The sequence below is a fragment of the Streptomyces sp. TLI_171 genome (assembly GCF_003610255.1).
Taxonomy (GTDB): domain Bacteria; phylum Actinomycetota; class Actinomycetes; order Streptomycetales; family Streptomycetaceae; genus Kitasatospora.
The window spans coordinates 1,638,094-1,664,886 of record NZ_RAPS01000001.1; the positions used below are offsets into that span (position 1 = coordinate 1,638,094).

Below are 26,793 nucleotides of genomic sequence, written 5' to 3' on the forward strand. Positions count from 1 at the left end.
GCTCACTCCTCCCACTGGTGCGGCACGAAGACGGGGGCGGCCATCACGACGGCCCGCGGCGGGGTGTCGAGCATCGGGCCGAACACGTCGAACTGCCCGGCGGAGTGCCAGCTCATCAGGGTGCCGCCGTCGGTCTTGCCGATCGAGTAGACGCCCGTCCAGAGGGTGTAGCGGCCGCGCGGCAGCGGCAGCCGGGGGATCACGCAGGCCACCTTGTGGTCGCCGCCGGTGAGCCGGACCTCGTGGCTGATCTGGAAGATCGGGCTGGAGGTGCCCTCGCTGACGCCCAGGTGCAGGGTGGCGTCGCCGCGGTAGTCGCCGCCGAGGGTGAGTTCGACGGTGACGGACTCGTCGGTGTGCAGGGTGGTGTCGTCGCCGTCCTCGCCGCGCACCTCGTACTTGAGCAGTTGCAGCGGCTCGCCGGTGCGGGCGGAGGCGTCGGACTGCGCCTCGATGGAGTCGCGGTAGCCGGCCAGCGCGTCCTTGATGCCGGCGTCGACCCGGACGGTGCCCTGTTCCAGCCAGACGCCGCGGCGGCAGATCGACTGCACGGCGGGCAGGTCGTGGGAGACGAAGACGATGGTGGTGCCCTGTTCGGCGACCTCGCGCATCCGGTCCAGGCAGCGCTGCTGGAACACGGCGTCGCCGACCGCGAGCACCTCGTCGACCAGCAGGACGTGCGGCTCCAGGTAGGCGGCGACGGCGAAGCCGAGGCGCATCTGCATGCCGGAGGAGTAGAACTTCACCTGCCGGTCGATGGCGCCGCCGAGCCGGGCGAACTCGACGATGTCGTCGAAGCGCCCGGCGACCTCGCGGCGCTTGAGGCCGAGCAGCGCGCCGAACAGGTAGATGTTCTCCCGGCCGGTCAGGTCGGGGTGGATGCCGGCCCGGATCTCGATCAGCGCGCCGATCCGGCCGCGCACGTCGATGACGCCCGCGTACGGGTACATCACCCGGGTGAGCATCTTCAACAGGGTTGATTTTCCTGACCCGTTGGAGCCGATCAGGCCGACCGACTCGCCGGGTTCGATGTGCAGGTTGATGTCGCGCAGCGCCCAGCGCCAGTCCTCGCCGCGGTCGCCGCGCAGGCGGCGGGCGGCCTGTTCGACCCGGTCGCGCAGCAGCATGCGCTGCTGGTCGGCGCGGAACCGCTTCCAGACCTGCTCGGTGCGGATGGTGCCCAGAGGGTGGTCAGGCGACATCGGCGATCCCCGTTTCCAGCTTCTTGAAGAGCAGGTAGCCGCCGACCAGGAACACCAGCGAGCTGGCCGCGGCGATCAGCGTCATCCGGACGTCGGGGGCCTCGCCGTACAGCAGGGCCTTGCGGTAGCCCTCGATCACCGCGCCGAGCGGGTTGACGCCGACGTAGATCTCCTGCAGCCGGTGCGGGATCTTGGCCAGCGGGTAGGCGACGGGGGTGGCGAACACGCCCATCTGCGTGATGATCGGCAGCAGGTGGCGGACGTCGCGCAGGTACACCACGGCGACCGAGAGGATCAGCGCGATGCCGTAGGTGAAGGCGAACTGGATCAGCAGCAGCGGCACCGCCCACAGGAAGGTCGCGGCGGGCGCCGTCCAGAACACCAGGAACATCAGGCCGAGCACGCCGATGCCGATCACCATGTCGACGGTGGCGACCAGCATGGTGGCGAGCGGGAACACCTCGCGGGGGCAGTACACCTTGTTCAGCAGGCTCAGGTTGTTGGCCAGGCTGAGCGCGCCCTGGTTCATCGTGTTGCTGAAGAACTGCCAGACGATCAGGCCGACGTAGGCGAACAGCGTGTACGGGGCGGCGCCGGTCTCGATCTTCACCGCGCGGTGGAAGACCAGGGTGAAGATGGCGCACAGCGCGAGCGGCGTGAGCACCGCCCAGGCGAAGCCGAGCACCGCCTGCTTGTACCGGGCCCGCAGGTCGCGTTCGGCCAGCGCGCGCACCAACTCCCGTGCCGCCCACAGCTCGCGGGCCACCTGTTGGGGCCTCAGCCGGCGCTTGAAGACCAGTTCGGGCGGCGGCCCGGCCGGGATCGGGACGCCCGGCGGGGCGGTCCCGCTCCCGCGCTCGTCGATGACCTGTGCGCGCTGTCCCCCCACGGACTCCCGCCCTCTCCCGGGCGGCTGTGGTCGCCCCCGGTGCCGCTGCCGCCCGAACGCCGCCCGAATCGCGGCCGCATGAACTGTCGGATGCGGGCCGCCGGTGCTGTCCCGGGCGGCCCGGCGACCACAATGACACAGTGTGTGCGGGCCGGGGGCGGGTTCGGTGAAGATTGCGGCAGCTCAGGCCGGTTCGCGACAGTTCCCGGCCGAACGGCGCCGGCGGGTGCGGCGCGGCGCCGGTCAGGAGCCGGCGGGGCCCGTTCCCTCGGCCACCAACCGGTCGAGTGCGGACGGCATCACGTCCACGCCGCCGGCGCTGGAGGGCGAGGTCCGGCCGGCGCCGTCGACGATCACCGTGGGCAGTTCGGTGACCTGGTTCCGGACGAACAGCTGCGGGGCGTCCTGCACGGCCCGGTTCACCTCGGCGGAGCGGTACGCGGCGCGGAACCCGGCCGCGTCGACGCCCTGCCGGGCGGCCCAGTCGGCGGCGGCCTGCTCGGTGGTCAGGTCGGCGTGCTGCTCGCGGACGGCTCGGAACACCGCCGCCTGCAGCCGGTCGACCTCGCCGAGCCGCTCCAGGGTGTAGTACAGCCGGGCGTGGGCGCGCTGCACGGGCTCGTCGGGGCTGCCGGTCCAGATCGCCGGGACCCGGCGCAGCGTCACGTCGGCCCGGTGCTGGGCGGCCCAGCGGCCGAGCGGCTGCTCCAGCTGCGCGGAGTGGTAGCAGTCGTACCAGAAGAACTCGACCGCCTCGTGGGTCCGTTCAGCCTGGAGGCCGGCCGATCCGGACCCGGCGGGCGCGGCGGGCTCCAGCGGGCGGAGTGCGGGTACCGGAGGGTGCTGCCGGGTGGAGCCGGACGGCCGGTCGGCGGCCGGGTGCTGACCGGGCGTCAGCAGCTGCTGCCCGTGCGAGCCGGGCAGCCCGGAGGCGACGGCGGACGCGGCCCGGGCGGCGGCCGGGGCGGTCAGCAGACCGCCGGCGACGGCCAGCAGGACAGAGGTTCTCAGCAGCGACTTCACCAGGGCAGGGTGGCAGGGCGGACCTGCCGCGTTCCAGGTGATCGGGCCCCGGGCGGCGGAATTCGCCGGATCGGAGCAGTGCGGCTCGAACATCCGTCGGAGGGCCGCGGCCCGGTCTGTCCGGTGGGCGGGCGCGCCCCCGCTCGATCGCCCACCGGCGGCGGGGCGCCGACTACTTCGACAGGTTCTTCACCTGCGCCTGGGCCTCGGCCAGGCTCGGCTTCGGGACGCCGATCTGCACCTGGTCGGAGCCCTCCTCCTTGACCGGGCAGTACCGGCCGTCCTTGACCTGCATGGTCAGGCTGAGCACCTCCTCGTTGCGCACCATCATCAGCACGTCGCCGGTGGTGCAGGTGGCGTTGGCCGCGACCGGCGGCGAGGCCAGCCAGGTGATCGCCTGGTACACCGGCACGCCGGTGTGCAGCACGGTGCCGTGCGCCTTGTCGGTGGCGAAGCTGCCCGCGCCGAGGACGCCGCTGGCGAGCTTCGTGAAGGAGCCGGACACGTGGTCGGTGCGCAGGTCGGGCTTGCCGTACACCACGCAGTCGTGGCCGGAGGTGTTGGTCAGCTTGATCACCCCGGTGATCCGCGGGTCGGCGCTGCGGTCGAGGGTCAGTTCGGCCTTCACGTCGCTCTCCTTCTCGGAGCCGCCGCAGATCGGCACGTCGGCGGCGACCGCTCCCCCGCTGCTCGCGCCACCGGATCCCGCGGCCGCGGTGGCCCCGGCGGACGCCGCGGGCGGAGCGGCGGCGGAGGTCGTGCCGGCCGGGGCGGCCGAGCCGCCGTCCTCCGGGTCACAGGCCGTCAGGGCCAGGACGGCACAGGCCAGGACGGCCACGGCGGCGGGCTTGCGAAGCTTCAACTCGTGCTCCTGCGGGTTGCGGTGACGCCCGCCGGTCGGCGGGGCATGCGTCACCACGCGTCCGCCCAGCGGACGGTTCCGCCACCGACCGTCCGGTACACGGCTGTGACGAACCGGTCGCGCCGTCCACCACCGGACTCCGGTCACCGAGCGGTCGGCTCGGGTGCCGACGGGTCCGCCCGGGAGACGCTCCGCACCTCGCGCGGCAGCGCCGACCGCAACTCCGCCCGGGCGCCGGTCAGTTCCTCGCAGTCGCCCTGCTCGGCCTCGGTGCGCAGCACCACCGGCCCGATCCTCGCCCGTCGGCCGTCCTTGGGGCGCCCCTGGTACGGCAGCGCCACCGTCCGGTCGGACAGGTCGACCCGGTCGGGCCCGAGTATGGTCACCGTGGCCGGTGGACAGCGCCGACCAGCAGCCCCCGGAGAGGGAGGACGACCGTGTCGCAGGCGCCCGTGATCGGCATCGACGCCCCCGGCTCGTTCGCCCGCAGCGTGTTCCACGAGCGCCACCCGGTGCTGGTGGAGCGCCTGTCGGCGGCCCTGCCGTACGAGCCGGCGCAGCGGGCGGCGCTGGCGGCGCTGCTGGCCGAGAGCCTGGACGGGGTGCTGGAGCCGCCGGCCGCGGGCGCGCCGGACGCCGAGCAGTGGCGGCGCTGGGGCGAGGGCCTGTGGGGCGAGCCGTGGAGCCGGGCCCCGTTCCTGTGGGCGGAGAGCTGGTTCTACCGGCGGCTGCTGGAGGCCACCGGGTACTTCCGGCCGGGCGCCTGGCAGGGGATCGACCCGTTCGGGCCGTTCAAGGCGGCCGAGCTGGCGAGCCCGGCGGTGGACGCGGAGCTGGCCGCCCTCGACGGGATCGACGCCCTGACGGAGGATCAGCGGCGCCGGGCCCTGCTGTCCTCCGCGCTGTGGGGCAACCGGGCCGACCTGAGCTTCGGCCTGACCACCGACGCCGGCCGCCCGGAACAGGGCCTGGTGGCCGACGACGGCGCCGCGCTGTGGGAGTTGTTGCGGAGCGGCGGCCGGATCGGGCTGGTGGCGGACAACGCGGGCCGGGAGCTGCTCCCCGACCTGGTGCTGATCGACCACCTGCTGACCCGCGAGGCCGCCGAGCAGGTGGTGCTGTACGTGAAGCCGCAGCCGTACTTCGTCTCGGACGCCACCACCGCCGACGTGCTCGCCGCGCTCGAACGCCTGCGCTCCACGCCGACGGGGATCGGCGAGCGCCTGTGGCGGGCGATGCGCGAGGGCGCCCTGGTGGTCCGCACCCACGCCTTCTTCTGCGCGCCGCTGCCGTACCGGGACCTCCCGGCCGACCTGCGGGCGGAGTTCGCCGAGGCGACGCTGACGCTGCTCAAGGGCGACCTCAACTACCGCCGCCTGGTGGGCGACCGGTACTGGCCGGCGACCACGCCGTTCGCCGCGGTCGCCGGGTACTTCCCCACCCCGGTGGCGGCGCTGCGGACGCTGAAGTCCGACGTGGTCACGGGCCTGGACGCGGCCACCGTGGCCAGGCTGGACGCCTCGGGCGCGCACTGGCGCACCGGCGGGCGGCACGCGCTGGTGCAACTGGCCGTCAGCGGCGGGTGACCTCGCGGAGCAGCTGCTGCCAGCCGGTGGCGACCACGTCCAGCTCGAAGTGCGCGAGCGCGTGGGCGCGGGCGGCCGCGCCGTAGCCGGTGCGGTCGGCGGCGAGCAGGGTGCGCAGGGCCTCGGTGAGCGCCGCCGGGTCGTCGGGCGGGGTCAGCAGGCCCGTCTCGCCGGGGCGGACCACGTCGGAGACCCAGCCGACGTCGGTGGCGACGGCGGGCAGGCCCGCCAGCGCGGCCTCGATCAGGACCCCGGGCACGCCCTCCGAGTCGGAGGTGAGCAGCAGCAGGTCGGCCGCCCGGTACAGCGGCGCGGGGTCGGCGAGCGGTCCGAGCAGGTGCGTGCGCGGCCCCGGGGCGAGCTCCGCCCGCAGCGGGCCCTCGCCGGCCAGCGCCAGCTGAACGTCCTCGGGCAGCCGGGCGTGCGCGGCCAGCGCCAGGTCGGGACGCTTCTCGGGGCTGAGCGCGCCGATCCACGCCACCAGCGGACCCTCGGCGGGCAGCCCGAGCCCGGCCCGGGCGGCGGCCTTCTCGGCCGGCCCGGCAGCGGGCCGGAAGCGGTCCGCGGCGCGGGCGTTCGGCAGCGTGCGCAACCGTCGTGCCGGCAGCCGGAAGCGCTCCCGCAGCACCTCCGCGGCGTGCGGCGAGATCGCGGCGACGGCCGCCGCGCGGTGCAGGAACGCCCCCACCCGCAGGCGCCGCGCGGCACTGGCCGTCCAGTGCCGCGGATCGCCGATGTTGACGTAGACGAACGGCGTCCGGGACCCGAGCAGCGCCACCGCGCAGGCCTGCAGGGTCGACGACCCGTGCGCGACCACCACGTCCGCCCGGGCCGCGGCGCGCCGCAACGCCCACAGGGTGCGCGGGTGGTGCCGGGACGGCCCGAGCACCGGCGCCGGGTCCCCCGGGTCGGCGTCCGGGTGCGGGTGGAGCGCCGTCAGCTCCGACTGCTGCCCGCGCCGCACCAGTTCCGCGTGCAGGTCGCGGGCCAACCGCTGGGCGCCCCGCGCCCGGGGGTCGGTGATCACGTGCAGCACGCGCGGCTCGGCCATGCGCCCGACCGTACCGGGACCCGCCCGGGAGGCGGGCGGGTTTCCTCCGGTTCGGCGGACGGGGGGCGGGTCGGACTGGGATGCTGAGCGGCGGTCAGGGGGTGGGCTGGGCGAGGGGGTTGGCGCGGTGCGTGTGGTGTACGTGATCGACAGCGTGAGCCGGGTGGGCGGGGCGGAGCAGGGGCTGGCGGCGATGGCGCCGTTGCTGGTGCGCGCCGGCGTGGAGCTGCACGTGGCCTTCCTGAAGGAGTCGCCGGGCGGGTTCCAGGAGGAGCTGCGGGCCGCGGGCGCGACCGTGCACCCGGTGCTGCGCGGTTCGCGGCGGGCCCGGGTCGCCGCGCTGCGCGGCGAGTTCCGCCGCCTGCGGCCGGACCTGGTGCACACCACCCTGTACGAGTCGGACGTGCTGGGCCGCGCCGCGGCCCTCGCCGCCCGCGTCCCGGTGGTGTCCAGTCTGGTGAATTCGGCGTACGGCCCGGAGCACCTGCACGCGCGCGGGTTGAGCCCGTGGAAGGTGCGGGCGGCGCAGGGGGTGGATGCGCTGACCGCGCAGGGGGTGCGGCGGTTCCACGCACTGACCGACCACGTCGCGGACGCGATGGCGGGCCGCCTGCGGGTGCCGCGCCGACGGATCGACGTGGTGCCGCGCGGCCGCGACCCGCAGCTGCTGGGGTCGGTGACGCCGCAGCGCCGCGCGCAGGTGCGCGCCGCGCTGGGGCTCGCCGAGGACGTGCCGGTGGTGCTGGCGGCGGCCCGGCAGCAGTACCAGAAGGGCCTGGACGTGCTGGTCTCGGCCTGGCCGGAGGTGGTGGCGGCGCACCCGGACGCGGTGCTGCTGCTGGCGGGCAGCCGGGGCGCGGAGACCGACCGGCTGGAGGCGTTGGCGGCCGGTACGGCGAACGTGCGCTTCCTGGGCCCGCGGGACGACGTGTTCGATCTGATGGCGGCGGCGGAGGTGTTCGCGGTGCCCTCGCGCTGGGAGGGGCTGGGCAGCGCGGCGATGGAGGCGATGGGCGTGGGCGTGCCGCTGGTGTGCGCGGACGTGCCGGCGCTGCGCGAGACGGTCGGGTCGGAGGACTACGCGCTGCTGGTCGCGCCGGAGCGGCCGCGGGAGTTCGCGGGTGCGCTGGTGCGGGCGCTGGACGAGCGCGGGGAGGCGCTGGTGCGGGCGAAGGCGGCGCGGGCGCGCTTCCTGACCCGGTTCACCCTTCACCAGGTGTCGGGCCGGATGGTGGAGTTCTACGAACGCGCACTGGCCTGAGCGCGGGCGGGCGCTTCGGGCACGTACGTCGCCCGACCGTTTGATGACGGTTCGTCAGATTGTGTGCGTGCGTCCGGAATCCGTCCACGGGTTGGTCTCAGAATCGCCAAAGTGCTTGCGCCGCAGGTCCGGGGCCGGAAGCATCGAGCGGGGGGCGGGCCGGCGGGGGGTCGGGGTCTTTCTCTGCCGCAGCCGTGGAGCACCGTGCGGAGTTCTCGCTCAGCGCCGCTTCCGGGGGGTGCGCGCACAACGGACGAGGCGAGGGGAACCAACCGGTGGAACCGGCAAATCTGTTCACCGTTCTGCGGCGGTACTGGCGGCTGCTGGCGGGCTGCACGGGCGCCGCGCTGCTCGTCGGGTTCCTGCTGACGCCGGCCGGTGACGCCGTCGACAACGGGAAGTGGCAGTGCAAGGTGGCGATAACGCCGGTCGCGGGCGCCGCCGACACCGTCCGCGCCGACCAGGTGCTGTCGTACGCGCAGGGCTCCGCGGTGACCACGGCGGCCGCGCAGAAGCTGCACATCACGGACGTGGCGGGCCTGTCGGCGCGCCGGACGGTGACCGCGGCGTCCACCCAGATGCTGCTGTTCACCACCACCGGTCCGACCCAGCAGGGCTGCGCGGACCTCGCGGCGGCGCTGTCCGAGGCGACCATCACCGGCTACAGCCAGGAGTCCCGGAAGAGCGCCGACGAGTCGATCAAGCGCCTGCGCGCCCAGGCGGACTCCCAGCAGCAGCAGCTGGACGACCTGCAGAAGTCCTTCAACAAGGGCAACGCGGGTGACCAGGCCCGGCTGCAGCCGCAGCTGTCGACCGCGACGGCGGCGCTGACCAAGACCCTCGGCCTGATCGCCGACCTGCAGAACTACAGCCAGACCGACGCGATCCAGCAGTGGGGCTCGATCGACACCAAGGAGCTCGGCGGCAACCTGCTCACCTCGCCCTCGCGGGCGGTCCGGCTGACCCTGGCGGTGGTGCTGGGCCTGGCGCTGGGCGTGGTCGCGGCGCTGATGCTGTCCCGGATGGACACCCGGCTGCGCACCCGGGACGGCGCCGAGGAGGCGTTCAACCTGCCGGTGATCGGCGAGATCCCCCGGCTCTCGCGCCGCCTGCGGCGGCTGCGCGAGCCGCTGGTGACGGCCCGTCCGGAGGATCCGGCCACCGAGGCGTACCGCTCGCTGCGCTCCACCCTGCTGCTGACCGGCCCGGAGGCGCTGTCCTCGCAGCTCGGCCAGGGCGGCCTGGACCAGGACGAGCGGCGGGTGCGGCGCGGCACCGAGCCGGCCCCGGTGGTGCTGGTGATGTCGGGCCGCTCGGGCGACGGCCGGACCACGCTGGTGGCGAACCTGGCGGCGACGCTCGCCGAGACGGGCCGTCAGGTGCTGGTGCTGGACTGCGACTTCCGCCAGCCCGAGCTGCACGCCCAGTTCGCGGTGGGCGACGGGCCGGGCATGGCGGAGCTGCTGTCCGGCGAGAAGCTGCCCGACCCGGTGGACCTGATCCGCCGCACCAACGTGCCGGGCGTGGCGCTGATCACCGGCGGCAACGCGAACGCGTACCCGGCGGCGCTGGTGCTGCGCGCCGGGGAGGTGCTGAAGCTGGCCCGGCGGCACGCGGACGTGGTGCTGATCGACTCCTCGCCGCTGCTGAACGCCAACGACGCCTACGACCTGGTGCAGCACGCGGATGCGGTGCTGGTGACGGTGATGGCGGGCAACGTCCGCCCGGAGGAGGCCGACCGGGTCTCCGAGCTGCTGTCCCGCACCGGTGTGCCGGTGGCGGGCGTGGCGCTGCTGGGCGCGGAGGTCGCCACCGGGCGGCGCAAGCGCACCCTGCAGCTGGGCCGGCTGGCCGGCAGGGTCACCCTGGTGCCGACGGCGCCCCGGCTGCCGGGCGCCGACTCGCCGGCCCGCGCCGAACGCTCGGAGCCGCGCCGCGAGCCGCTCCGGCCGGAGCCGCCGCGCGGCGGCGAGCACCAGCGCCCGCCGGAGCCCCGGCCGGCCGAGTCGCGGCACGGTGAGCCGCGCCGCACCGAGCCGGTGTACGGCGAGAGCGAGGGCGCGGACCGCCGTGCCGGGGCGGCCAGTTGGGGCCGGCGGCCGGTGGAGCTGCCGCCGGAGGAGCAGGTGGAGACCACGCTGCAGCTGCGCCTGGGCGAGGAGCGGTGACCGGCCGGGCCCGGGTGCTCTGGCTGGCGAAGGGGCTGGGCCGCGGCGGCGCGGAGCAGTTGCTGGTCAACTGCGCCCGCCACGCGGACCGTTCGCGCTACGAGATCGAGGTGGCGTACGTCCTGCCGCACAAGGACGCGCTGGTGCCCGCCCTGGAGGCGGCGGGCGTGCCGGTGCACTGCCTGGGCGCCGCACCGGGGCGGCGCTGGCCGCTGCGGCTGCGGGCGCTGCTGGCGGAGCGCGGCTACGACCTGGTGCACACCCACATGCCGGTTCCGGCGGTCGCGGCGCGGCTGCTGGCCGCCGGGCGGGGCGGGCCGAAGCTGGTGCACACCGAGCACAACCTGTGGGAGCGCTACCGGCGGCCCACCCGGTGGGCGAACGCGTGGACGTACCGGCGGAATTCGGCCGTGATCGCGGTGTCGCACGCGGTCGCGGAGGGCGTGGGCCGCCGCCGTCCGGGCGACTGGCTGTCGGTGGTGCACCACGGGCCCGACCTCGGCGACGCCCCGTCGGGCCCGGCGGCGCGCCGCGCGGCCCGGGACGAACTGGGCCTGCCGCACGGCGCGCTGGTGATCGGCACGGTCGGCAACCTGACCGCGAAGAAGGACCAGGCCACGCTGCTGGCGGCGTTCGAGCGGCTGCGCCGGGAGCATCCGACGGCCCGGCTGGTGCTGGTCGGTGCGGGCCCGCTGGAGAGCGCGCTGAAGGCGCGGGCCGGCGAGGGCGTGCTGTTCGCGGGCTCCCGGGGCGATGTCCCCGCCCTGCTGCCGGGCTGGGACGTGTTCTGCCTGAGCTCCCGTCAGGAGGGCCTGCCGGTGGCGCTGATGGAGGCGATGACCTCCGGTCTGCCGTCGGTGGTGACCAGGGTCGGCGGCATGCCGGAGGTGCTGGACGACGGCGTGGAGGGGCGGCTGGTGCCGCCCGGCGACCCGGCGGCGCTGGCCGCCGCGCTGGGCGCGCTGGCCGCCGACGCCGAGGTGCGCGGGCGGATGGGCGCGGCCGCCCGGGAGCGGTCCAAGTCCTTCGACGTGGCGGGGGCGCAGCAGGCGATCGAGCGGGTGTACGCGCGGGTGCTGGCGAGCTGAGCGCCCGGGTGCCCGGCGGAGTCCGAAGGGGACGTGCACGACGTGGGTGGTGAACTGACGTACCGCGGGCTGGAGCCGGCGGACGTGCCGGCGGTGCTGGAGCTGTTGACGGCTTCGCTCGCGGGCGGGCCGACGGGCCGGCGGAGCGCCGGGTTCTTCGACTGGAAGCACCGGGCGAACCCGTTCGGGTCGAGCCCGGGGCTGGTCGCGGTGGCCGGGGACGGGCGGATCGCGGGGGTGCGGCTGTTCCTGCGCTGGTCCTGGCAGGCGGGCGGCCCGGCGGGCCGCGAGGTGCGGGCGGTGCGGCCGGTGGACACCGCGACGCACCCGGACTTCCGGGGCCGCGGCATCTTCCGCCGCCTGACCACCGACCTGCTCGACCGGGTGGCCGGGGACACCGAGTTGGTGTTCAACACGCCGAACGGCACCAGCCTGCCGGGGTACCTGAAGATGGGCTGGCGGGAGCTGGGACGGGTGCCGGTGGCGCTGCGGGTGGCCCGGCCGATGTCCTTCGCCCGGGGCGCGCGCGCCGCGCTGGCCCGCCGCCCCGGCCCCGCGGGGCCGCCGCGCTGCGAACTGCCCACCGCCGCCGACTGGTTCGCCGCGCCGGATCCCCGGCTGGCGGACCTGCTGGCCGAGCGGGAGCTGGCGGACGCGGCCGACCGGCGGCTGCGCACGGCGCGCACCGCCGCGTACCTGGCCTGGCGGTACGGGGCCGCGCCGGGCCTGGACTACCGGGTGGCGACGGTCGAACGCGGCGGCGAGCTGGTCGGTTTGGCGTTCGGCCGGCCCCGGCGGCGCGGCCCGTTGGCCGAGTTCACTCTGGCCGAGCTGATCGTCCGCCCGGGCGACCGGGCGGCGGCGGCGAAGCTGCTGCGCGCGGCGGCGGCCTCCGGCTGCGACCACGCCGCCACGCACCTGGCGCCGGGCACCGAGGCCGCGGCGGCGGCCCTGCGGGCGGGCTGCCTGACGGCGCCGCGCACCGGCATGGTGCTGGCGGCCCGTACCCCGACCGGCCCGCTGCCGGCCGAACGCACGCTCGCGGACTGGCGGTTCAGCCTCGGCGACCTGGAGGTCTTCTGATGGCGGCCCTGCTCGCCGCCCGCCCGCCGGGCCGGGTCCGGCCGCCGGCCCGCTCCCCCGTCCGCTCCGCACCGGCCCGGCTGCGCGAGGCGCTGCGCCGCGGCCGGCTGACGGTGCTGGCGGCGGCCCTGGTGATCGGCTACGTGACGCTGTTCGTGCTGGCGATGGTGCACAGCAGCTACGACACCTGGGGGGCGCTGCTGGTGGCGCCCGCGCTGATGGCGATCGGCACCCCGATCCTGGCCCGGGTGGCGGCGAACAATCCGGAGCCGGCTGTCTTCCGGCTGCTGATCGTGGCGATGGCCGCCAAGCTGGCCTGCGCCTTCCCGCGCTACCTGATGGCCTTCGTGCTGTACGGCGGCGCGGCCGACGCCAAGATGTACCACCAGCGCGGCAGCGACCTGGCCCGCTACCTGGACACCGCGGACCTCGGCGCCGGTCTGCACTACGACCTGGGCATGAAGGTGGCGGGCACCGGCTTCGTCATCATCGTCACCGGCGTGATCTACGCGATCACCGGCCCGACCCTGGTCGGCGGCTTCCTGGTGTTCTCCTGGCTGGGCTTCTGGGGCGTGCTGCTGTTCTGGCGGGCCCTGCAGATCGCCTTCCCCGAGGCGGACTCCCGGCGCTACGCGAAGCTGGTCTTCTTCCTGCCCTCGCTGCTGTTCTGGCCGTCCAGCATCGGCAAGGACGCCTGGATGATGTTCTGCCTGGGCCTGACCACGTACGGCGTGGCCCGGCTGCTGGACCGCCGGTTCGGCGCGTTCCTCTGCATCGCGCTGGGCTCGCTGGGCACCGCGATGGTCCGGCCGCACGTCACGGTGCTGGCCGGCGCGGGCCTGAGCGTGGCGTACCTGCTGCGCAAGCGCCCGCAGCAGGTGTCCGCGCTGGGGCCGCTGCGCACCGTGCTGTCGGCGGCGGTGCTGGGCGTCGGCGTGATGCTGATGCTGCAGCAGGTGTCGACCTTCTTCGGCACCAACGGCACCGGCGGCGACGCCGTCAACCAGGTGCTGTCGGAGACCTCCCGGCGCACCTCGCAGGGCGACTCGGTGATCAACGCGGCGACCGCGGAGGACACCGCGCCGGCGTTCAGCCTGAACCCGGCGCGGCTGCCGGTCTCGGTGATCAGCGTGCTGTTCCGGCCGTTCCCGTTCGAGGCGTCGAACGTGCAGAACCTGATCCAGTCGGTGGAGTGCTTCGCGCTGCTGGTGATGTTCATCCGCGCCTGGCCGCAGCTCGCCCGGATCCCGAAGCTGTTCGTCCAGCGCTCGTACGTGGCCTTCACCGTGGTGTACACCCTGCTGTTCTGCTGGGCGTTCTCCACCATCAACAACATGGGCATCCTGTCCCGCGAACGCGTGCAGGTGCTGCCCCTGGTCCTGGTGCTGCTCGCGATTCCCAAGCCGGCCGGCTCCGGGCCGGTGGCGCGCCGCCGCCGGCCGCCGCTGTGGCGGGTCCAGCCCGGCCAGTGGGGCACCCGCCCAGGACCCGAGTCTCCGGCCGCCGACGGCGCACCGGACCCGAATCGAACCCAGGGGGGATCGACCTCATGACGACCGATCAGACGCGGCCCGCTGTCCTCGGCGGCGCGCCCGCCTTTCCCGACGGCCTGCCGCTGACCCGGGTCCGGGTCCCCGACCGCGAGGGCCTGCTCGGGCGGCTCGCCGAGGTGCTGGACTCCGGGATGCTCACCAACGGGCCGACCGTCCGTCAGCTGGAGGAGCAGGCTGCCGAGTTGCTGCGGGTGCCGCACGTGGTGGCGGTGTCCAACTGCACGGCCGGCCTGATGCTGGTGCTGCAGGCGGCCGGGGTGGACGGGCGGCGGCCGGTGCTGATGCCCGGGTTCAGCTTCTCGGCGACCGCGCACGCCGCGCACTGGGCGGGCGGCACCCCGCTGTTCGCGGAGGCCCGGGAGCAGGACATCACCCTGGACCCGGCGGACGCCGAGGCCCGCCTGAAGGCCGCCGACTCCCCCGCCGCGATGATGGCCACCCACGTCTACGGGACGCCCTGCCAGACCGAGGAGCTGCAGCGGATCGCCGACGCCGCGGGGGTCCCGCTGGTGTACGACGCCGCGCACGGCCTCGGCTCCGCCCGGCGCGGCGTCCCGATCGGCAACTTCGGCCTGGCCGAGGTGTTCTCGATGAGCCCGACCAAGGTCGCGGTGGCGGGCGAGGGCGGCCTGGTCGCCACCCGGGACGCCGCGCTGGCCGCCACCCTGCGCACCGCCCGGGACTACGGCAACCCGGGCGACTACGACACCCTGTTCCCCGGCCTGAACGCCCGGATGAGCGAGCTGCACGCGGCCGTCGGCCTGACCTGGCTGGCCGGCCTGCCGGAGCGGGTCGCCCACCGCGGTGCGCTGGTCGCCGAGTTCGCCCGCACCACGGCCGGCGTCCCCGGCCTGCGGCTGGCCCTGCCGGAGGAGGGCGACACCTCCACCTTCAAGGACCTGACGATGATCCTGGACGCGCCGGTCTTCGGCCTGGACAACCGTCAACTGGCGGACGCGCTCCGGGCCGAGGGCATCGACACCCGCCGCTACTTCTTCCCGCCCGTCAACCGGCAGCAGGCGTACGCCCACCTCGGACAGGCGGACGAGCTCCCGCGCACCGACCGGCTGGCGGACTCCGTGCTGACCGTTCCGCTCTGGTCGCACATGGACGCGGCGACCGTCCGCCGGGTCGCCGACGCGGTGGTGCGTGTCCAGTCCTTCGCGGCCGAGGTCCGGGCCGCCGCGGAGCGCGTCTGACCGAGCCTCGCAAGGCGGTTCGGCCGTTAGCCGGATCAGGTGAACTCGGTTGGACCGAAGGGAGGTTGGGGGGTCAGGATGTCCGTTATGTTCAAGGGATTCCGTAGCTTCCTGCTGCGCGGCAACGTCGTCGACCTCGCCGTCGGCATCGTCATCGGCGCTGCCTTCACCGCCGTCGTCACCGGCTTCGTGACCGCCTTCCTCACCCCGCTGATCGGCGTCGCCTCCGGCGCGGTCGGCGACTTCAGCAAGGAGGCGTTCACCGTCGCCGGCGTCACCTTCCCGTACGGCGCCTTCCTCAACGCGATGATCAGCTTCGTGCTGGTCGCCGCGGTGATCTACTTCGCCGTGGTGGTCCCGGTCGGCAAGCTGCAGAACAAGTTCAACCCGGTCAAGGACACCCCGGTGGCCAAGTCCGACTACCCCGAGTGCCTCAGCACCGTGCCGGCCGCGGCCCTGCGCTGCGCCCACTGCACCACCGAGCTCGCCGGACGCCCGGGCTTCCCCGCCCAGGCCGCCGCGGCGGCCGCCCGCTGAGCACCCCCGTCTCCACCCCGGCCCGGACGGCCCCCAGCTGTCCGGGCCGACGCATTCGGGGCGGTCTGAACCACCTGAGGCTTAACGGGACCTTGGCGGAACCTTTCGTACCGCGCCCGACGAGCGGGTGGTGCACGGAGGATGGACCCCCGATGGCCGAAATGGGCCACCTGTTCGCCCGACTAGCTCCGCTATTGTCCGATTTAAGCGGGCGAAGAGTCTGTAAACAGTTGAACTCCAGGCCGTTCCACTCTCCTCAGCAGGCATGTTGTGGGCTTACGGTATGCCCCATGACCTCGCCCCGCTCCTACGACGGAGTCGGCTACCCCCCTCCGTCCTTCTCCTCCGGCACGCCCATCTACGACAGCCTGGTCGCAGAGCGCGGCATCCCGCAGATCGCACCCATCAACGTGCCCCCGGCCCTCCCGGCCTCCTCCTGGTCCTCCTCCTACGGCAGCGGCTACTCCAGCGGCTTCGGCACCGGCTTCGACACCCCCGCGTCGAACCTGCCCGCCCTGCCGCCGGCCCGCCTGGCGCTCGGCCCCGGCCCCAGCAGCGCCCCGGCTCCCGCCCCGCACATCCCGGTCCAGCCCGGCTACGCGCAGGCCCCGATGCCCCCGCAGCCCGGCTACGCCCAGGCCCCGCAGGGCTTCCTGCCCAGCCAGCGCCCGGCCGCCCCGGCGTACCCGCAGCCCACGCAGGCCTACCAGGCGGCCCAGGCCCCGGTGGGCGGCTTCGCCGCGGCGCCGCAGAGCTTCACGCCGACCTTCAACTCCCAGCAGTTCGGCGCCCAGCCGGCCGCCCCGCAGCAGCAGACCTTCGGCGACCAGTCCTTCGGCGGGAACTCTTTCCGCCCGGCCGCCCCCCAGGTCCGCCAGCCCGGCGTCCCGCAGCAGTACCCGCAGCAGCAGTACCGGCAGTACCCGCAGGCCGGCTGAGCACCCCTGCGGGGGCAAGGTCACCGACGCAACGACGCGTTTTCTGCCCCACCCGCCCACGCACCACCCGTTCCCCGCGTCCCGTCAGGGGCGCGGGGAACGGCGCGCCCGCACCGCCTGGCAGGATGGACGGCATGCCGCACCTCGCCTCCCTCCACCTGTACCCCGTCAAGTCGATGTACCGCCTCTCCCCGTCGTCCGCCGACGTGCAGCCCTGGGGCCTGGTCGGCGACCGGCGCTGGATGCTGGTGGACGCGAGCGGCACCGCGCTGACCCAGCGCGACGAGCCCTCGATCGGCCGGCTGCGCCCCACCCCGTCCGCTGACGGCACGTCACTCACCCTGACCGCCCCGGACGGCAGCGCGCACACCCTCCCCGCCCCGACGGTCCTGGCCGGCGCCCCCGAGACCACCGTCTCGGTGTTCGGCACCCACTTCTCCGCCGCGGAGTCCGCCAAGGACACCTCCGCCTGGCTGGCCGAGCACCTTCCGGCGAAGCTCGGCGAGGTCCGGCTGGTGCACCTGGACCGCCCGGCCACCAGCCGTCCGATCGACCCGGAGTACGCGGGCCCGGACGAGACCGTCTCGATGGCCGACGGCTACCCGCTGCTGCTGACCACCACCGCCTCGCTGGAGGAGCTGAACGCCCGGATCGCCGCCGACCACCCGGACGACGAGCGCAGGGGCAGGGCCCTGCCGATGGAGCGCTTCCGCCCGAACCTGGTGGTCGCGGGCACCGCGCCCTGGGCGGAGGACGGCTGGCGGCGGATCCGGGTCGGCGGCCTGGAGTTCCGGGTCGCGAAGCCGTGCGGCCGCTGCGTGGTCACCACCACCGACCAGGAGACCGGCGAGCGGCGCGGCCCGGAGCCGCTGCGCGCGCTGGGCCGGCACCACCGTTTCGGCCAGAAGCTGGTGTTCGGCCAGAACCTGGTCCCGGTCCGCCCGACCCCGACCCCGGACGTCCTCGGCACGCTCACCGTCGGCGACGCGGTGGAGGTGCTGGAGGAGGGCCCGGCGCCGCAGCCGGACCGCCGCTGACGTGCACCCGGAACCACCCCCACCCTGATTCGTTGAACCGGGCGACGGTCCGCCGGGTCCGCCCCGCACGCTACGGTGGGGCGATCGCGCAGCGTCTCGGCACTTCTGCCGTCGACACGACTGCCGTCACGCAACTGACCTCGACAGAACTGACGAAGGCGGGGATGACAGATCGTCATGGCTGAGCTCAGGGTCCGGGTCACGCAGGACAGCGCCTCCCGCTGGCGGCGGCGCGGCGGGGAGTACGCGACGCTCCGCGAGGCCCTGGAGGTCGCCGAGCCGGGGGACACCGTGACGGTGCGCGCCGGGACGTTCCGCGAGGCGGTGCTGGTCGACAAGCCCGTGACGGTGGTCGCCGAGCAGGGGCCGGGCACCGTGCGGATCTCGCCGCCGGAGAGCGCGGTGCGCGGTGGCACGGCCCTGACGGTGACCGCCGCCGCGACCATCAGCGGCCTGACGGTGGACGCCTCCGACCGCTCCGCCCCGGCGGTGCTGCTGGCCGGCCCGGACGGCGCGGTGCTGGCGGACTGCCGGATCGAGAGCTCCGCCGCGGTGGGCGTGGAGCTCGCCGACGGCGCCCGGGCCCGGCTGGTGGGCTGCACGGTGGAGAACCCGACCGGCCTGGGCGTGCGGCTGCGCGGCCAGGCCCAGGCGGAGCTGCTGGACTGCGAGATCGCGGCGGCCGGGCAGAGCGGAGTGGCGGTGCTGGGCGGCTCCCGGCTGCGCGCCGAACGGCTGAGGGTCCATCACGCGGGCGGCGCCGGCGTGCTGCTGGCCGACCCGGGGACGCTGGCGGAGCTGTCCGGCTGCGAGGTGTACGAGGTGCGCGGCTCGGGCGTGCAGGCCGAGGCGCAGGCGGTGGGCCGGCTGACCGACTGCACGGTGCACCGGGTGTCCGGCAACGGACTGAGCCTGGACACCGGCGCCGAACTGGAGTTGGCCTCCTGCCGGGTGCACGAGGTGCCGGAGAACGCCGCCGACCTGCGGGGCGGCGCGAAGCTGACGCTGCGCCAGGTGACGGTGCACGGCTTCGGCCGGGGCGCGCTCTCGGTGTGGGACGGCGGGACGAAGGTGCTCGCCGAGGGGTGCCGCTTCCACTCCGCGCAGGGCGACTACCCGGCGCTGTGGGTCAGCGACGGCGCCTCGCTGGAGCTCGCGGACTGCGCGCTGGACGACCTGCCGGACGCCCTGTTCGTCCTCGACCAGGGTTCCTCGGCCGCCGCCCGGGACTGCTCGTTCAGCTCGATCCGCTCCTCGGCCGTGTCGGTCAGCGGCGGGGCGAGCGCCGACCTGACGGGCTGCCGGATCCAGGGCGCGGGCACCGGCCTGTGGTTCCGCGACCACGGCTCGGGCGGCCTGCTGACGAACTGCGAGATCGCCGACGTCGCCACCGGCGTGATCGTCACCAAGGGCGCCGACCCGGTGCTGCGCGAGTGCACGGTGCGCGGCGCGAGCGAGGCCGGCGTGTACGTGTCGGCGCAGGGGCGCGGCGAGTTCGACGACGTCCGGGTGTCGCAGGGCGGCGGGTTCGGCTTCCACGTGATCGACGGGTGCCGGACGCGGCTGATCCGCTGCCGGGCCGAGCGCAACGCCCGCGCGGGTTTCGAGTTCTCCGAGGCCGGGCCGGTCGCCGAGGGCTGCACCTCGGACGACGCGGCCCCGCTGCCCGCCCAGCGGCCCGCCGCGGCCGACGCGCCGGCCGCTCCGCCGCTGGCCTCGCTGGTCCCGGCGGTGCTGACCTCCTCCAGCACCTCGCCCGCCCCGGCGGTGATCGCCCCGATCCCGGACTGCCGCCCGGCGGAGGTGGCGCTCGCCGAACTGGACGCGCTGGTCGGTCTGGCCACCGTCAAGCAGGAGGTCCGGACCCTTATCGACCTGATCTCGGTCGGCCGGGCCCGCCAGCGCGCGGGCCTGAAGGCCCCGTCGCCGCGCCGGCACCTGGTCTTCACCGGCTCCCCCGGCACCGGCAAGACCACGGTGGCCCGGCTGTACGGCGAGATCCTCGCCTCGCTCGGCGTGCTGCAGCGCGGCCACCTGGTCGAGGTGGCCCGGCTGGACCTGGTCGGCGAGCACATCGGGTCGACGGCGATCCGCACCGCCGCCGCCTTCGACAAGGCCCGCGGCGGCGTGCTGTTCATCGACGAGGCGTACGCGCTGGCGCCGGAGGACGGCGGGCGGGACTTCGGCCGGGAGGCGATCGACACCCTGGTGAAGCTGATGGAGGACCACCGCGACGAGGTGGTGGTGATCGTGGCCGGCTACACCGCGGAGATGGAGCGCTTCCTCGCCGCCAACCCGGGCCTGTCCTCGCGGTTCTCCCGCACCGTCACCTTCCCCGACTACTCCGCCGACGAGCTCCTCGACATCGCCCGCGCGCAGGCCGCCGAGCACGAGTACCGGCTCGACGCCGCCACCGAGGAGGCGCTGCGGACCCACTTCACCGGCATCGACCGCAGCGCCGGGTTCGGCAACGGCCGCACCGCCCGCCAGGTCTTCGAGACCATGATCGAACGCCACGCCTCCCGGGTCGCGCAGCTCTCCTCCCCCACCACGGAGGACCTCCAACTGCTGGTCCCCGCCGACCTCCCGTAGCCGGGCGTCGGGTCAGACCAGTCGGCCTCCGCCGTCGACGTGCAGCACGGTGCCGGTGACGTAGGGGTTGTCGATGGCGTAGCGCACGGCCTTGACCAGGTCCTCGGGGGTGCCGACGCGGCGGGCCGGGTTGCGGGCGGCGACGGACTGCAGGAAAGCCTCCTTGTCGGGGCCGAGGCCGTCCCAGGAGCCGCTGTCGACGATGCCCGGGGAGACGGCGTTGACGCGGACGGGGGCGAGCTCCACGGCGAGTGCCTGGACCAGGAAGGCCAGCGCGCCGTTGGTGGTGGCCATGACGGTGCGGGCCGGGGCGGGGCGCCAGGCGGCGACGCCGGAGAAGAAGGTCAGCGAGCCGTTCTCGGCGATCCGTCCGGCGAGGTGCTTGGCGAGCAGCAGCGGCCCGATCACCTTGGCGTCGAACGCCCGCCGGACGTCGGCGAGTCGAAGGTCCTTCAGCGGGCCGTTGGCGGGCAGCGCGGCGGTGGACACCAGGTGGTCCAGCTGCCCGGCCCGGGTGGCCAGCGCCTCGATGGAGCCCTCGTCGGTGAGGTCCACGGGCAGCACGGTGGACGGGCCGGGCAGTTCGCCCGCCGTCCACTCCAGCTTCCGCGGGTCCGGTCCGGCCAGCAGCAGTTCGGCGCCGTCCGCGGACGCGGCGTGGGCGAGCAGGCGGCCGGTGCGCGAGCCTGCGCCGATGACGAGCAGGCGGCGGCCTTCCAGGGATGCGGACATGGGGGTGCTCCTTCGTTCTCCGGTGGCGACCGGTGCTTCCGGCCGCCCCACCACCCTCCGCCGACCTGCCCCGATAGGTCCAAGGCTTGTTTTCTCCGCTATCGATAAACTCTGCTCATGGCAACCCTGCGGCAGCTCGAATACCTGGTCACCGTGGTCGACTCCGGCTCCTTCACCCGGGCCGCCGAGCAGCTGCACGTGACGCAGCCCGCGCTCTCGCACCAGATCCGGGCGCTGGAGACCTCGCTCGGCGGCGCCCTGCTGGAACGCCTCCCGCGCACCGTCCGCCCCACCCCGCTGGGCCGCGCCGTCCTCCCGCACGCCCGGGCCGCCCTCGCCGACGCCGAACGGCTGCACGCCGCCGCCCGCCGCACCGTCGGCCTGGAGGACGGCGACCTCGAGGTCGCCACGGTCTACTCGATCGCCCTCGGCATCCTCCCGCCGGTGCTGCGCGCCTGGCGCCGGCAGCACCCGAACGTCCGGATCCGGCTGCGCGAGTACCCGCACGCGGACCAGCTGCGCGCCGCGACGGCCGCCGGACAGGCCGATCTCGCCGTCGGCCCCGTCCCGGCCGACTGGGCGGGACCGGTGCGGGAGTTGGGCGTGGAGGAGTTCGCCGTGGTGCTGCCCGCCGACGACCCGCTGGCCGCATCCCCGGACGGCACGGTCGAGTTGGCCGCGCTCGCCGATCACGACTGGGTCCACTACGCCCCCGGGAACGGTCTCGCCGACCTGCTCGATCAGGCCTGTGCCCGCTCCGGTTTCCGGCCGCGCGCGGCCGTCCGCACCGAACAGACCTCCGCCGCACCGGCGCTGGCCGCCGCCGGCCTCGGCCCCGCCCTGGTCCCCGCCACCGTCGTGCCGCCCGGCCTGGACGCCGCCGTGCTGCGCCCCGACCCCCCGATCCACCGCCCGCTCGCCGCCTACACCCGCACCCGCCCCGACCGCCTGACCACCGCTTTCACCGAACTCCTCGCCACCCGGGCCAAGTTGACGCCTTGAGCGGCGGGTTCTGCTTCGGCGGGCGACCGTCACAAGTACGGAACAACGCTCCCCGTGCACCCGCCGCTCCGTTAGCGTCGTCCCCCAGTCCGGTCGCTGTCGGGGGAGGACATGCCGTGGCCATTGAACTGCCTGGCGAGGTGGTGACGTTCCTGTCGGTCATCGGGATCAACTGGCCGACTGTCAATGAGGACAGCGTCCGCGAATTCGCCTCTCATGTGCGGGAGTTCGCGGACAACGTGGAGTCCTCGCACCAGCAGTCGACGCAGACGGTCCAGGCGTTGGGCGAGGCGTACGAGGGCGCCTCCTACCAGGCGCTGCTGGCGAAGTGGGCGGCGGTGTCGGACAGCCACCTGAGCGATCTCGTCCAGGCCTGTCACGTGGTGGCGCAGGCGCTGGACGTCGCGGCCGATGTGATCGTGGCGATGAAGGTCGAGACGATCGCCGAACTCGTCGCGCTGGCGGCCGCGTTCGTCGCCGACCAGGCGGCGGCGGTGGCGACCTTCGGCATCGCGGAGGCCGCGGTGATCCTGATCGAGGAGAGCGCCAAGCGCCTGATCAACTACCTGGAACAGCAGTTGGAGCAGTACGTCATCGCCCAGGTGGTGGAGGCGGCGATCGAGCCGCTGATCGACACGGTGGCGGGCGCGGTGCAGGGGTTGGTGTTCCAGGCGGCTCAGTCCGCGCTCGGGGTGTCGGTGGACGGCGGCGGCGCCGGGTTCCGGATCGACCCGGACGCCCTGGACGAGCACGCGCGGATGATGCACGAGCACGCCGAGACGGTGGCCGGCCACGCGCAGGCGTTCCAGTCGAAGATCGCGGGGGTGAGTTTCGAATGAGCAACCAGATCGTCAGAGCGCTGGAGCACGGCGCGCAGAAGCTCGGCAAGACGCTGGCCGAGGACGCCGGCAAGGCGCTGAAGTCCTTCTACCGCAAGGCCGGCGACAACCTGAAGAAGGTCGCCCACAACACCCGCGAGATCGAGGCCAAGCACGCCAAGGACCTGAAGAGGATCCTGGAGGGCCACGACTCGAAGGTCCCCCACCCGCGCCGCGGCCGCGGTCCGGGCCGGGCCGGCTCCTCGCACCCGAAGGGCCGGGGCCGCGACCAGGTCAAGAGTCCTCGCACCGAGGGCCGCCCGCTCGACACCCGCTGCGAGGGCGGCGAGCCCGTCGACATCGCGACCGGGCGGATGTTCATCGACCAGACCGACGCCGCCCTGCCCGGCTCGCTGCCGCTGGAGTTCACCCGGAACTTCGAGTCGGGGCTGCTGACGGGCCGTTGGATGGGCCTGAAGTGGATCTGCCCCTTCGACGAGCGCCTGGAGATCGATGCCGACGGCGTCGTGCACGTCCGCCCGGACCGGATCACCCAGGCGTACCCCCGTCCCGAAGCCGGCGACCCCGTCCACCCCGTGGCCGGCTCCCGCCACGAACTCGCGTTCGCCGAAGGCCTGTTCATCGTCACCGACCCCTCGACCGGCCTGGTCAGGACCTTCACCCCCACCCCCGACGGCGACGAGGCCCTGCTGACCGAGGTCCGCGACCGCCACGGCCGCCACTACACCCTGGCCCACGACGAGGACGGCGTCCCGCTGTCGATCACCCACTCCGGCGGCTACCGGCTCCTGGTCACCGTCGACAACGACCGGATCACCGCCCTGCGCCTCGCGAACGGCGGCGACAACGGCGGAGACGCCCTCCTCGCCCGCTACAGCTACACCGACGGCCACCTCACCGCCGTCTACAACTCCTCCGGCAAGCCGATGCGCTTCACCAACGACAGCGCCGGGCGCCTCACCTCCTGGACCGACCGCAACGCCTCCCGGTACCGGTACACCTACGACGCCCACGACCGCGTCATCGACGAGGGCGGCACCACCGGAGCCCTCGCCTTCCGGTTCGGCTACTCCGACCCCGACCCCGTGACCGGCCTGCGCACCCACACCGAGACCAACGCCCTCGGCCACACCACCAGCTACCGGATCAACGACCATGCCCAGGTCGTCGCCGTCACCGACCCCCTCGGCCACACCACCGCCTACGAACGGGACGACCACGACCGCCTCCTCGCCGAGACGGACGCCCTCGGCCGCACCACCCGCTACCACCACGACGGCGCCGGCGACCTGATCGCCATCACCCGCCCCGACGGCGAACAGGTCACCGCCGGCTACACCGACCACCTCGGCCTTCCCACCCGTGTCACCGAACCCGGCGGCGCCACCTGGCGGCAGACCTACGACGAGAACGGCCTGCGCACCTCGCTCACCGACCCGCTCGGCGCCACCACGCGCTACACCTACGACGAGCACGGCCACCTCGCCACCACCACCGACGCGCTCGGCCACACCACCCGCATCCGGTGCAACCCGGCCGGGCTCCCGGTGGAGATCACCGACCCGCTCGGCGCCACCACCACCCACCGCTACGACGCCTTCGGGCGCCGCACCGCGACCACCGACCAACTCGGCCACACCACGCGCACCACGTGGACCACCGAGGGCCACCCCGTCTCCCGCACCACCCACGACGGTGCCACCGAGAGCTGGACGTACGACGGCGAAGGCAACTGCCTGTCCCACACCGACCAGCTGGGGCAGACCACCGCCTTCGAGTACACCCACTTCGAGACCCTCGCCGCCCGCACCGACCCCGACGGCGCCCGCTACACCTTCACCCACGACAGCCACCTGCAACTCGTCGCCGTCACCAATGCCATCGGTGAGCAGTGGACCTACCGCCACGACCCCGCCGGCCGGATCGTGGGCGAGCGCGACTTCGCCGGACGAACCGTGGACTACCAGCTGGACGAGGCCGGCCAACTGCTCGCCCACACCGACCCGCTCGGGGTGCGGACCGCGTACGGCTACGACGTGCTGGGCCGCACCGTCTCGGTGGACGCGGGCGGCAGCCTCACCACCTTCGATTACGACCTCGCCGGAAACCTGCTCCGCGCCCGCAACCGCGACGCCGAACTCGTGCGCACCGTGGACGCGTTGGGGCTGCTGCTGACCGAATCCGTCAACGGGCTCACGGTCATTCACCAACGGGACGTCCTCGGCAGGCGGGTCCGGCGCACCACACCGGCCGGCCATGTCAGCGCCTGGTCGTACGACCCGCTCGACCGGCCGCTGTCCGTCACCACGCCCGTCGGCGGGCTCACCTTCCGCTACGACGCGGCGGGCCGTGAGACCAGCCGTTGCATCGACGAGCGGCTCACCGTCACCAGCGCCTGGAGCCCGCTGCACCGCCTCACCGAGCAGACGGTGCGGAGCACGCGCGAAGTCCTGCAGGAGCGCTCCTACTCCTACCGCGCCGACGGTCACCTGACCGAGGTCGTGGACCGGTTCGGGGGGCGGCGCACGTTCGAACTGTCCCCGGTCGGCCGGGTCACCGCGGCCACCGCGGCCGACTGGAGCGAACGCTACCGCTACGACGCCGTCGGCAACCCGACCGAAGCCGACTGGCCCGCCGGCGGACCGACGAAGTCCGCGGTCGGACAGCGCAGTTACCGCGGCTCCGGGCTGGTCGGCGCCGGACGGGTGCGCTACGAGCACGACGCCGCCGGCCGGACCACGCTCCGCCAGGTCACCCGGCTCTCCAGGAAGCCCGACAGCTGGCACTACACCTGGGACGCCGAAGGCCGCCTCGCCGGGATCACCACACCCGACGGAACCCGCTGGCGCTACCTCTACGACCCGCTGGGGCGGCGCATCGCCAAACAGCGGCTGGACGGGGACCGGGTGGCGGAGCACACCGACTTCAGCTGGGACGGCGCCGTCCTCGCCGAACAGACCGCCCACGCCCCGTACCTGCCCGGGCCGCACACGCTGAGCTGGGACCACCACGGCCTTCACCCGCTGGCACAGGCGGAGACCATCACCCACCAGGGGGACGTCGACCGGCGGTTCTTCGCCATCGTCACCGACCTGGTCGGCACCCCCGTCGAACTCCTCGACAGCGCCACCGAAGCCCTCGCCTGGCGCAGCGTCCCGACCGTGTGGGGCCTGACCACGTGGCCCAGCGACAGCACCACCTACTGCCCGCTGCGCTTCCCCGGCCAGTACTTCGATCCCGAGACCCGGCTGCACTACAACGTCCACCGCTACTACGACCCCGAGACCGGCCGGTACGCGAGCCCCGACCCGCTGGGCCTCGCCCCCGCGGCCAACCCGGACACCTACGTCGGCAACCCGCACACCTGGACCGACCCGCTCGGCCTCTCACCCCACCGCCATCGCCCGCGGATCGAGACCGGCAACGACAAGGAGGGCTGGGTGCACATCGACGGTCGCCACGTCACGGGCAACCACCCGCACGGCCCGGGCGACCTGATGCCGCCCGGGACGACGCGGGAGCAGGTACAGTCGGCCGCCGAGAAGGTCGTCAAGCGCGGTCAGCGGATCTCCGACCCGGCCAAGCGCATGCAGCTCTACGAGCGCCGGCTGACCGTCAACGGCATGAGCGCGCGCTACCGCGTGCTGGTCGACTCGCACGACTTCAATCGCGTCATCACGTTCTTCCCCGTGGAAAAGAGCTACCGCCCGTGATCGCCTTCCAGTTCACCCGACGACCGGGTCAGGGGGAACCGACCGGCTTCGACCTCGGCGACATCGCCGTCTCGGGCCCGCACCACTCCTTCTCCTCGGCCGGCCTGACACCCGATCAGGGAATGATGATCTTCCCGTCGTTGACCCTGCTGCTCGACCAGGTCCGCGAACTGCTCGCCGCCCGCCGTGGCACGGTCGCGTTCCACGGCGTCGACTCCTCCTTCCGCCTCGACTTCGCCACCGTCAAGGCCGGTGTCGCGGTCTCCGCCCGGAAGCAGTCGCTCGGTGCCGTGTCCGTCGCCGAACTCCTCGACGCCCTCAACCGCGCGGCCGCGGACTTCGCCCGCACCGAACTCCCGCTCCTCCCGGCCGACGACCCCTTCCGCGACGACCTCACCCACTCGCTGGCCGCCTTCGCCGCCCTGCAGCCCTGACCGG

The 26,793-nt window shown here is 74.3% G+C and carries 22 protein-coding genes; 15 read left to right on the forward strand and 7 right to left on the reverse strand.

Features of this window, described 5'->3' with window-relative positions:
- Positions 1-2: 2 nt before the first annotated feature.
- From BX266_RS07535 to BX266_RS07555, 5 genes are all read right to left on the reverse strand, one after another.
- Positions 3-1,202, reverse strand: a complete 1,200-nt coding sequence (locus BX266_RS07535; protein ID WP_099898126.1) for a polysaccharide ABC transporter ATP-binding protein — start codon at positions 1,200-1,202, stop codon at positions 3-5.
- The gene (locus BX266_RS07540; RefSeq protein ID WP_099898127.1) at positions 1,192-2,091 is read right to left on the reverse strand and encodes an ABC transporter permease; all 900 of its coding nucleotides are present in this window, start codon (positions 2,089-2,091) and stop codon (positions 1,192-1,194) included. The genes BX266_RS07535 and BX266_RS07540 overlap by 11 nt, the downstream gene beginning before the upstream one ends.
- A 243-nt stretch (positions 2,092-2,334) precedes the next feature.
- The gene (locus BX266_RS07545; protein ID WP_180290410.1) at positions 2,335-3,114 is read right to left on the reverse strand and encodes a thiol:disulfide interchange protein DsbA/DsbL; all 780 of its coding nucleotides are present in this window, start codon (positions 3,112-3,114) and stop codon (positions 2,335-2,337) included.
- 172 nt (positions 3,115-3,286) lie between these two features.
- Positions 3,287-3,976: a hypothetical protein gene (locus BX266_RS07550; RefSeq protein ID WP_180290411.1), complete on the reverse strand. Its 690-nt coding sequence runs from the start codon at positions 3,974-3,976 to the stop codon at positions 3,287-3,289.
- A gap of 143 nt (positions 3,977-4,119) precedes the next feature.
- A complete protein-coding gene (locus BX266_RS07555; RefSeq protein WP_099898130.1) occupies positions 4,120-4,362 on the reverse strand; it encodes a hypothetical protein in 243 nt (80 codons plus the stop codon).
- A gap of 51 nt (positions 4,363-4,413) precedes the next feature.
- On the opposite strand from BX266_RS07555, the gene BX266_RS07560 reads away from it, so the two are divergent.
- Entirely contained in the window at positions 4,414-5,562 is a 1,149-nt protein-coding gene (locus BX266_RS07560; protein WP_099898131.1) for a damage-control phosphatase ARMT1 family protein, read from the forward strand.
- On the opposite strand, the gene BX266_RS07565 is transcribed toward BX266_RS07560, so the two are convergent.
- Positions 5,549-6,613 carry a glycosyltransferase gene (locus BX266_RS07565; RefSeq protein WP_099898132.1) on the reverse strand — a complete coding sequence of 355 codons (1,065 nt, stop codon included), beginning with the start codon at positions 6,611-6,613 and terminating at the stop codon, positions 5,549-5,551. The genes BX266_RS07560 and BX266_RS07565 overlap by 14 nt on opposite strands.
- A 127-nt stretch (positions 6,614-6,740) precedes the next feature.
- Between BX266_RS07565 and BX266_RS07570 the strand changes: the two genes are divergently transcribed.
- The 10 genes from BX266_RS07570 to BX266_RS07615 all read left to right on the forward strand — a co-directional run bounded on the left by BX266_RS07570 (position 6,741) and on the right by BX266_RS07615 (position 20,069).
- A complete protein-coding gene (locus BX266_RS07570; protein WP_099898133.1) occupies positions 6,741-7,874 on the forward strand; it encodes a glycosyltransferase family 4 protein in 1,134 nt (377 codons plus the stop codon).
- Between the two features lie 275 nt (positions 7,875-8,149).
- A complete protein-coding gene (locus BX266_RS07575; RefSeq protein ID WP_099898134.1) occupies positions 8,150-10,042 on the forward strand; it encodes a CpsD/CapB family tyrosine-protein kinase in 1,893 nt (630 codons plus the stop codon).
- On the forward strand, positions 10,039-11,130 hold the full coding sequence (locus tag BX266_RS07580) for a glycosyltransferase (RefSeq protein ID WP_099898135.1): 1,092 nt from the start codon (positions 10,039-10,041) through the stop codon (positions 11,128-11,130). Before BX266_RS07575 ends, BX266_RS07580 begins: the two co-directional genes overlap by 4 nt.
- Positions 11,131-11,163: 33 nt before the next feature.
- Positions 11,164-12,213, forward strand: a complete 1,050-nt coding sequence (locus BX266_RS40770; RefSeq protein WP_310794772.1) for a GNAT family N-acetyltransferase — start codon at positions 11,164-11,166, stop codon at positions 12,211-12,213.
- Positions 12,213-13,766, forward strand: coding sequence for a hypothetical protein (locus BX266_RS07590; RefSeq protein ID WP_099898136.1), 1,554 nt, complete (start codon positions 12,213-12,215; stop codon positions 13,764-13,766). The genes BX266_RS40770 and BX266_RS07590 overlap by 1 nt, the downstream gene beginning before the upstream one ends.
- The gene (locus BX266_RS07595) at positions 13,763-14,965 is read left to right on the forward strand and encodes a DegT/DnrJ/EryC1/StrS aminotransferase family protein (protein WP_099898137.1); all 1,203 of its coding nucleotides are present in this window, start codon (positions 13,763-13,765) and stop codon (positions 14,963-14,965) included. Before BX266_RS07590 ends, BX266_RS07595 begins: the two co-directional genes overlap by 4 nt.
- An 87-nt stretch (positions 14,966-15,052) precedes the next feature.
- On the forward strand, positions 15,053-15,502 hold the full coding sequence (gene mscL, locus BX266_RS07600; RefSeq protein WP_099898138.1) for a large conductance mechanosensitive channel protein MscL: 450 nt from the start codon (positions 15,053-15,055) through the stop codon (positions 15,500-15,502).
- A 290-nt stretch (positions 15,503-15,792) separates the two neighbouring features.
- Positions 15,793-16,440, forward strand: a complete 648-nt coding sequence (locus BX266_RS07605; RefSeq protein WP_259464597.1) for a DUF6643 family protein — start codon at positions 15,793-15,795, stop codon at positions 16,438-16,440.
- Between the two features lie 134 nt (positions 16,441-16,574).
- Complete coding sequence (locus tag BX266_RS07610) at positions 16,575-17,477, forward strand: MOSC domain-containing protein (RefSeq protein ID WP_099898139.1); 903 nt, start codon at positions 16,575-16,577, stop codon at positions 17,475-17,477.
- Between the two features lie 177 nt (positions 17,478-17,654).
- Positions 17,655-20,069 carry a right-handed parallel beta-helix repeat-containing protein gene (locus BX266_RS07615; protein WP_099898140.1) on the forward strand — a complete coding sequence of 805 codons (2,415 nt, stop codon included), beginning with the start codon at positions 17,655-17,657 and terminating at the stop codon, positions 20,067-20,069.
- A gap of 12 nt (positions 20,070-20,081) precedes the next feature.
- On the opposite strand, the gene BX266_RS07620 is transcribed toward BX266_RS07615, so the two are convergent.
- Positions 20,082-20,801, reverse strand: coding sequence for an SDR family oxidoreductase (locus BX266_RS07620; protein WP_099898141.1), 720 nt, complete (start codon positions 20,799-20,801; stop codon positions 20,082-20,084).
- 117 nt (positions 20,802-20,918) lie between these two features.
- Between BX266_RS07620 and BX266_RS07625 the strand changes: the two genes are divergently transcribed.
- From BX266_RS07625 to BX266_RS07640, 4 genes are all read left to right on the forward strand, one after another.
- The gene (locus BX266_RS07625) at positions 20,919-21,803 is read left to right on the forward strand and encodes a LysR family transcriptional regulator (protein WP_099898142.1); all 885 of its coding nucleotides are present in this window, start codon (positions 20,919-20,921) and stop codon (positions 21,801-21,803) included.
- Between the two features lie 116 nt (positions 21,804-21,919).
- Positions 21,920-22,642, forward strand: coding sequence for a WXG100 family type VII secretion target (locus BX266_RS07630; RefSeq protein ID WP_099898143.1), 723 nt, complete (start codon positions 21,920-21,922; stop codon positions 22,640-22,642).
- Complete coding sequence (locus BX266_RS07635) at positions 22,639-26,355, forward strand: RHS repeat-associated core domain-containing protein (protein WP_099898144.1); 3,717 nt, start codon at positions 22,639-22,641, stop codon at positions 26,353-26,355. Before BX266_RS07630 ends, BX266_RS07635 begins: the two co-directional genes overlap by 4 nt.
- Positions 26,352-26,789 (forward strand): hypothetical protein, encoded by a 438-nt coding sequence (locus BX266_RS07640; protein ID WP_099898145.1) that lies wholly within the window; start codon positions 26,352-26,354, stop codon positions 26,787-26,789. The genes BX266_RS07635 and BX266_RS07640 overlap by 4 nt, the downstream gene beginning before the upstream one ends.
- Positions 26,790-26,793: the final 4 nt, after the last annotated feature.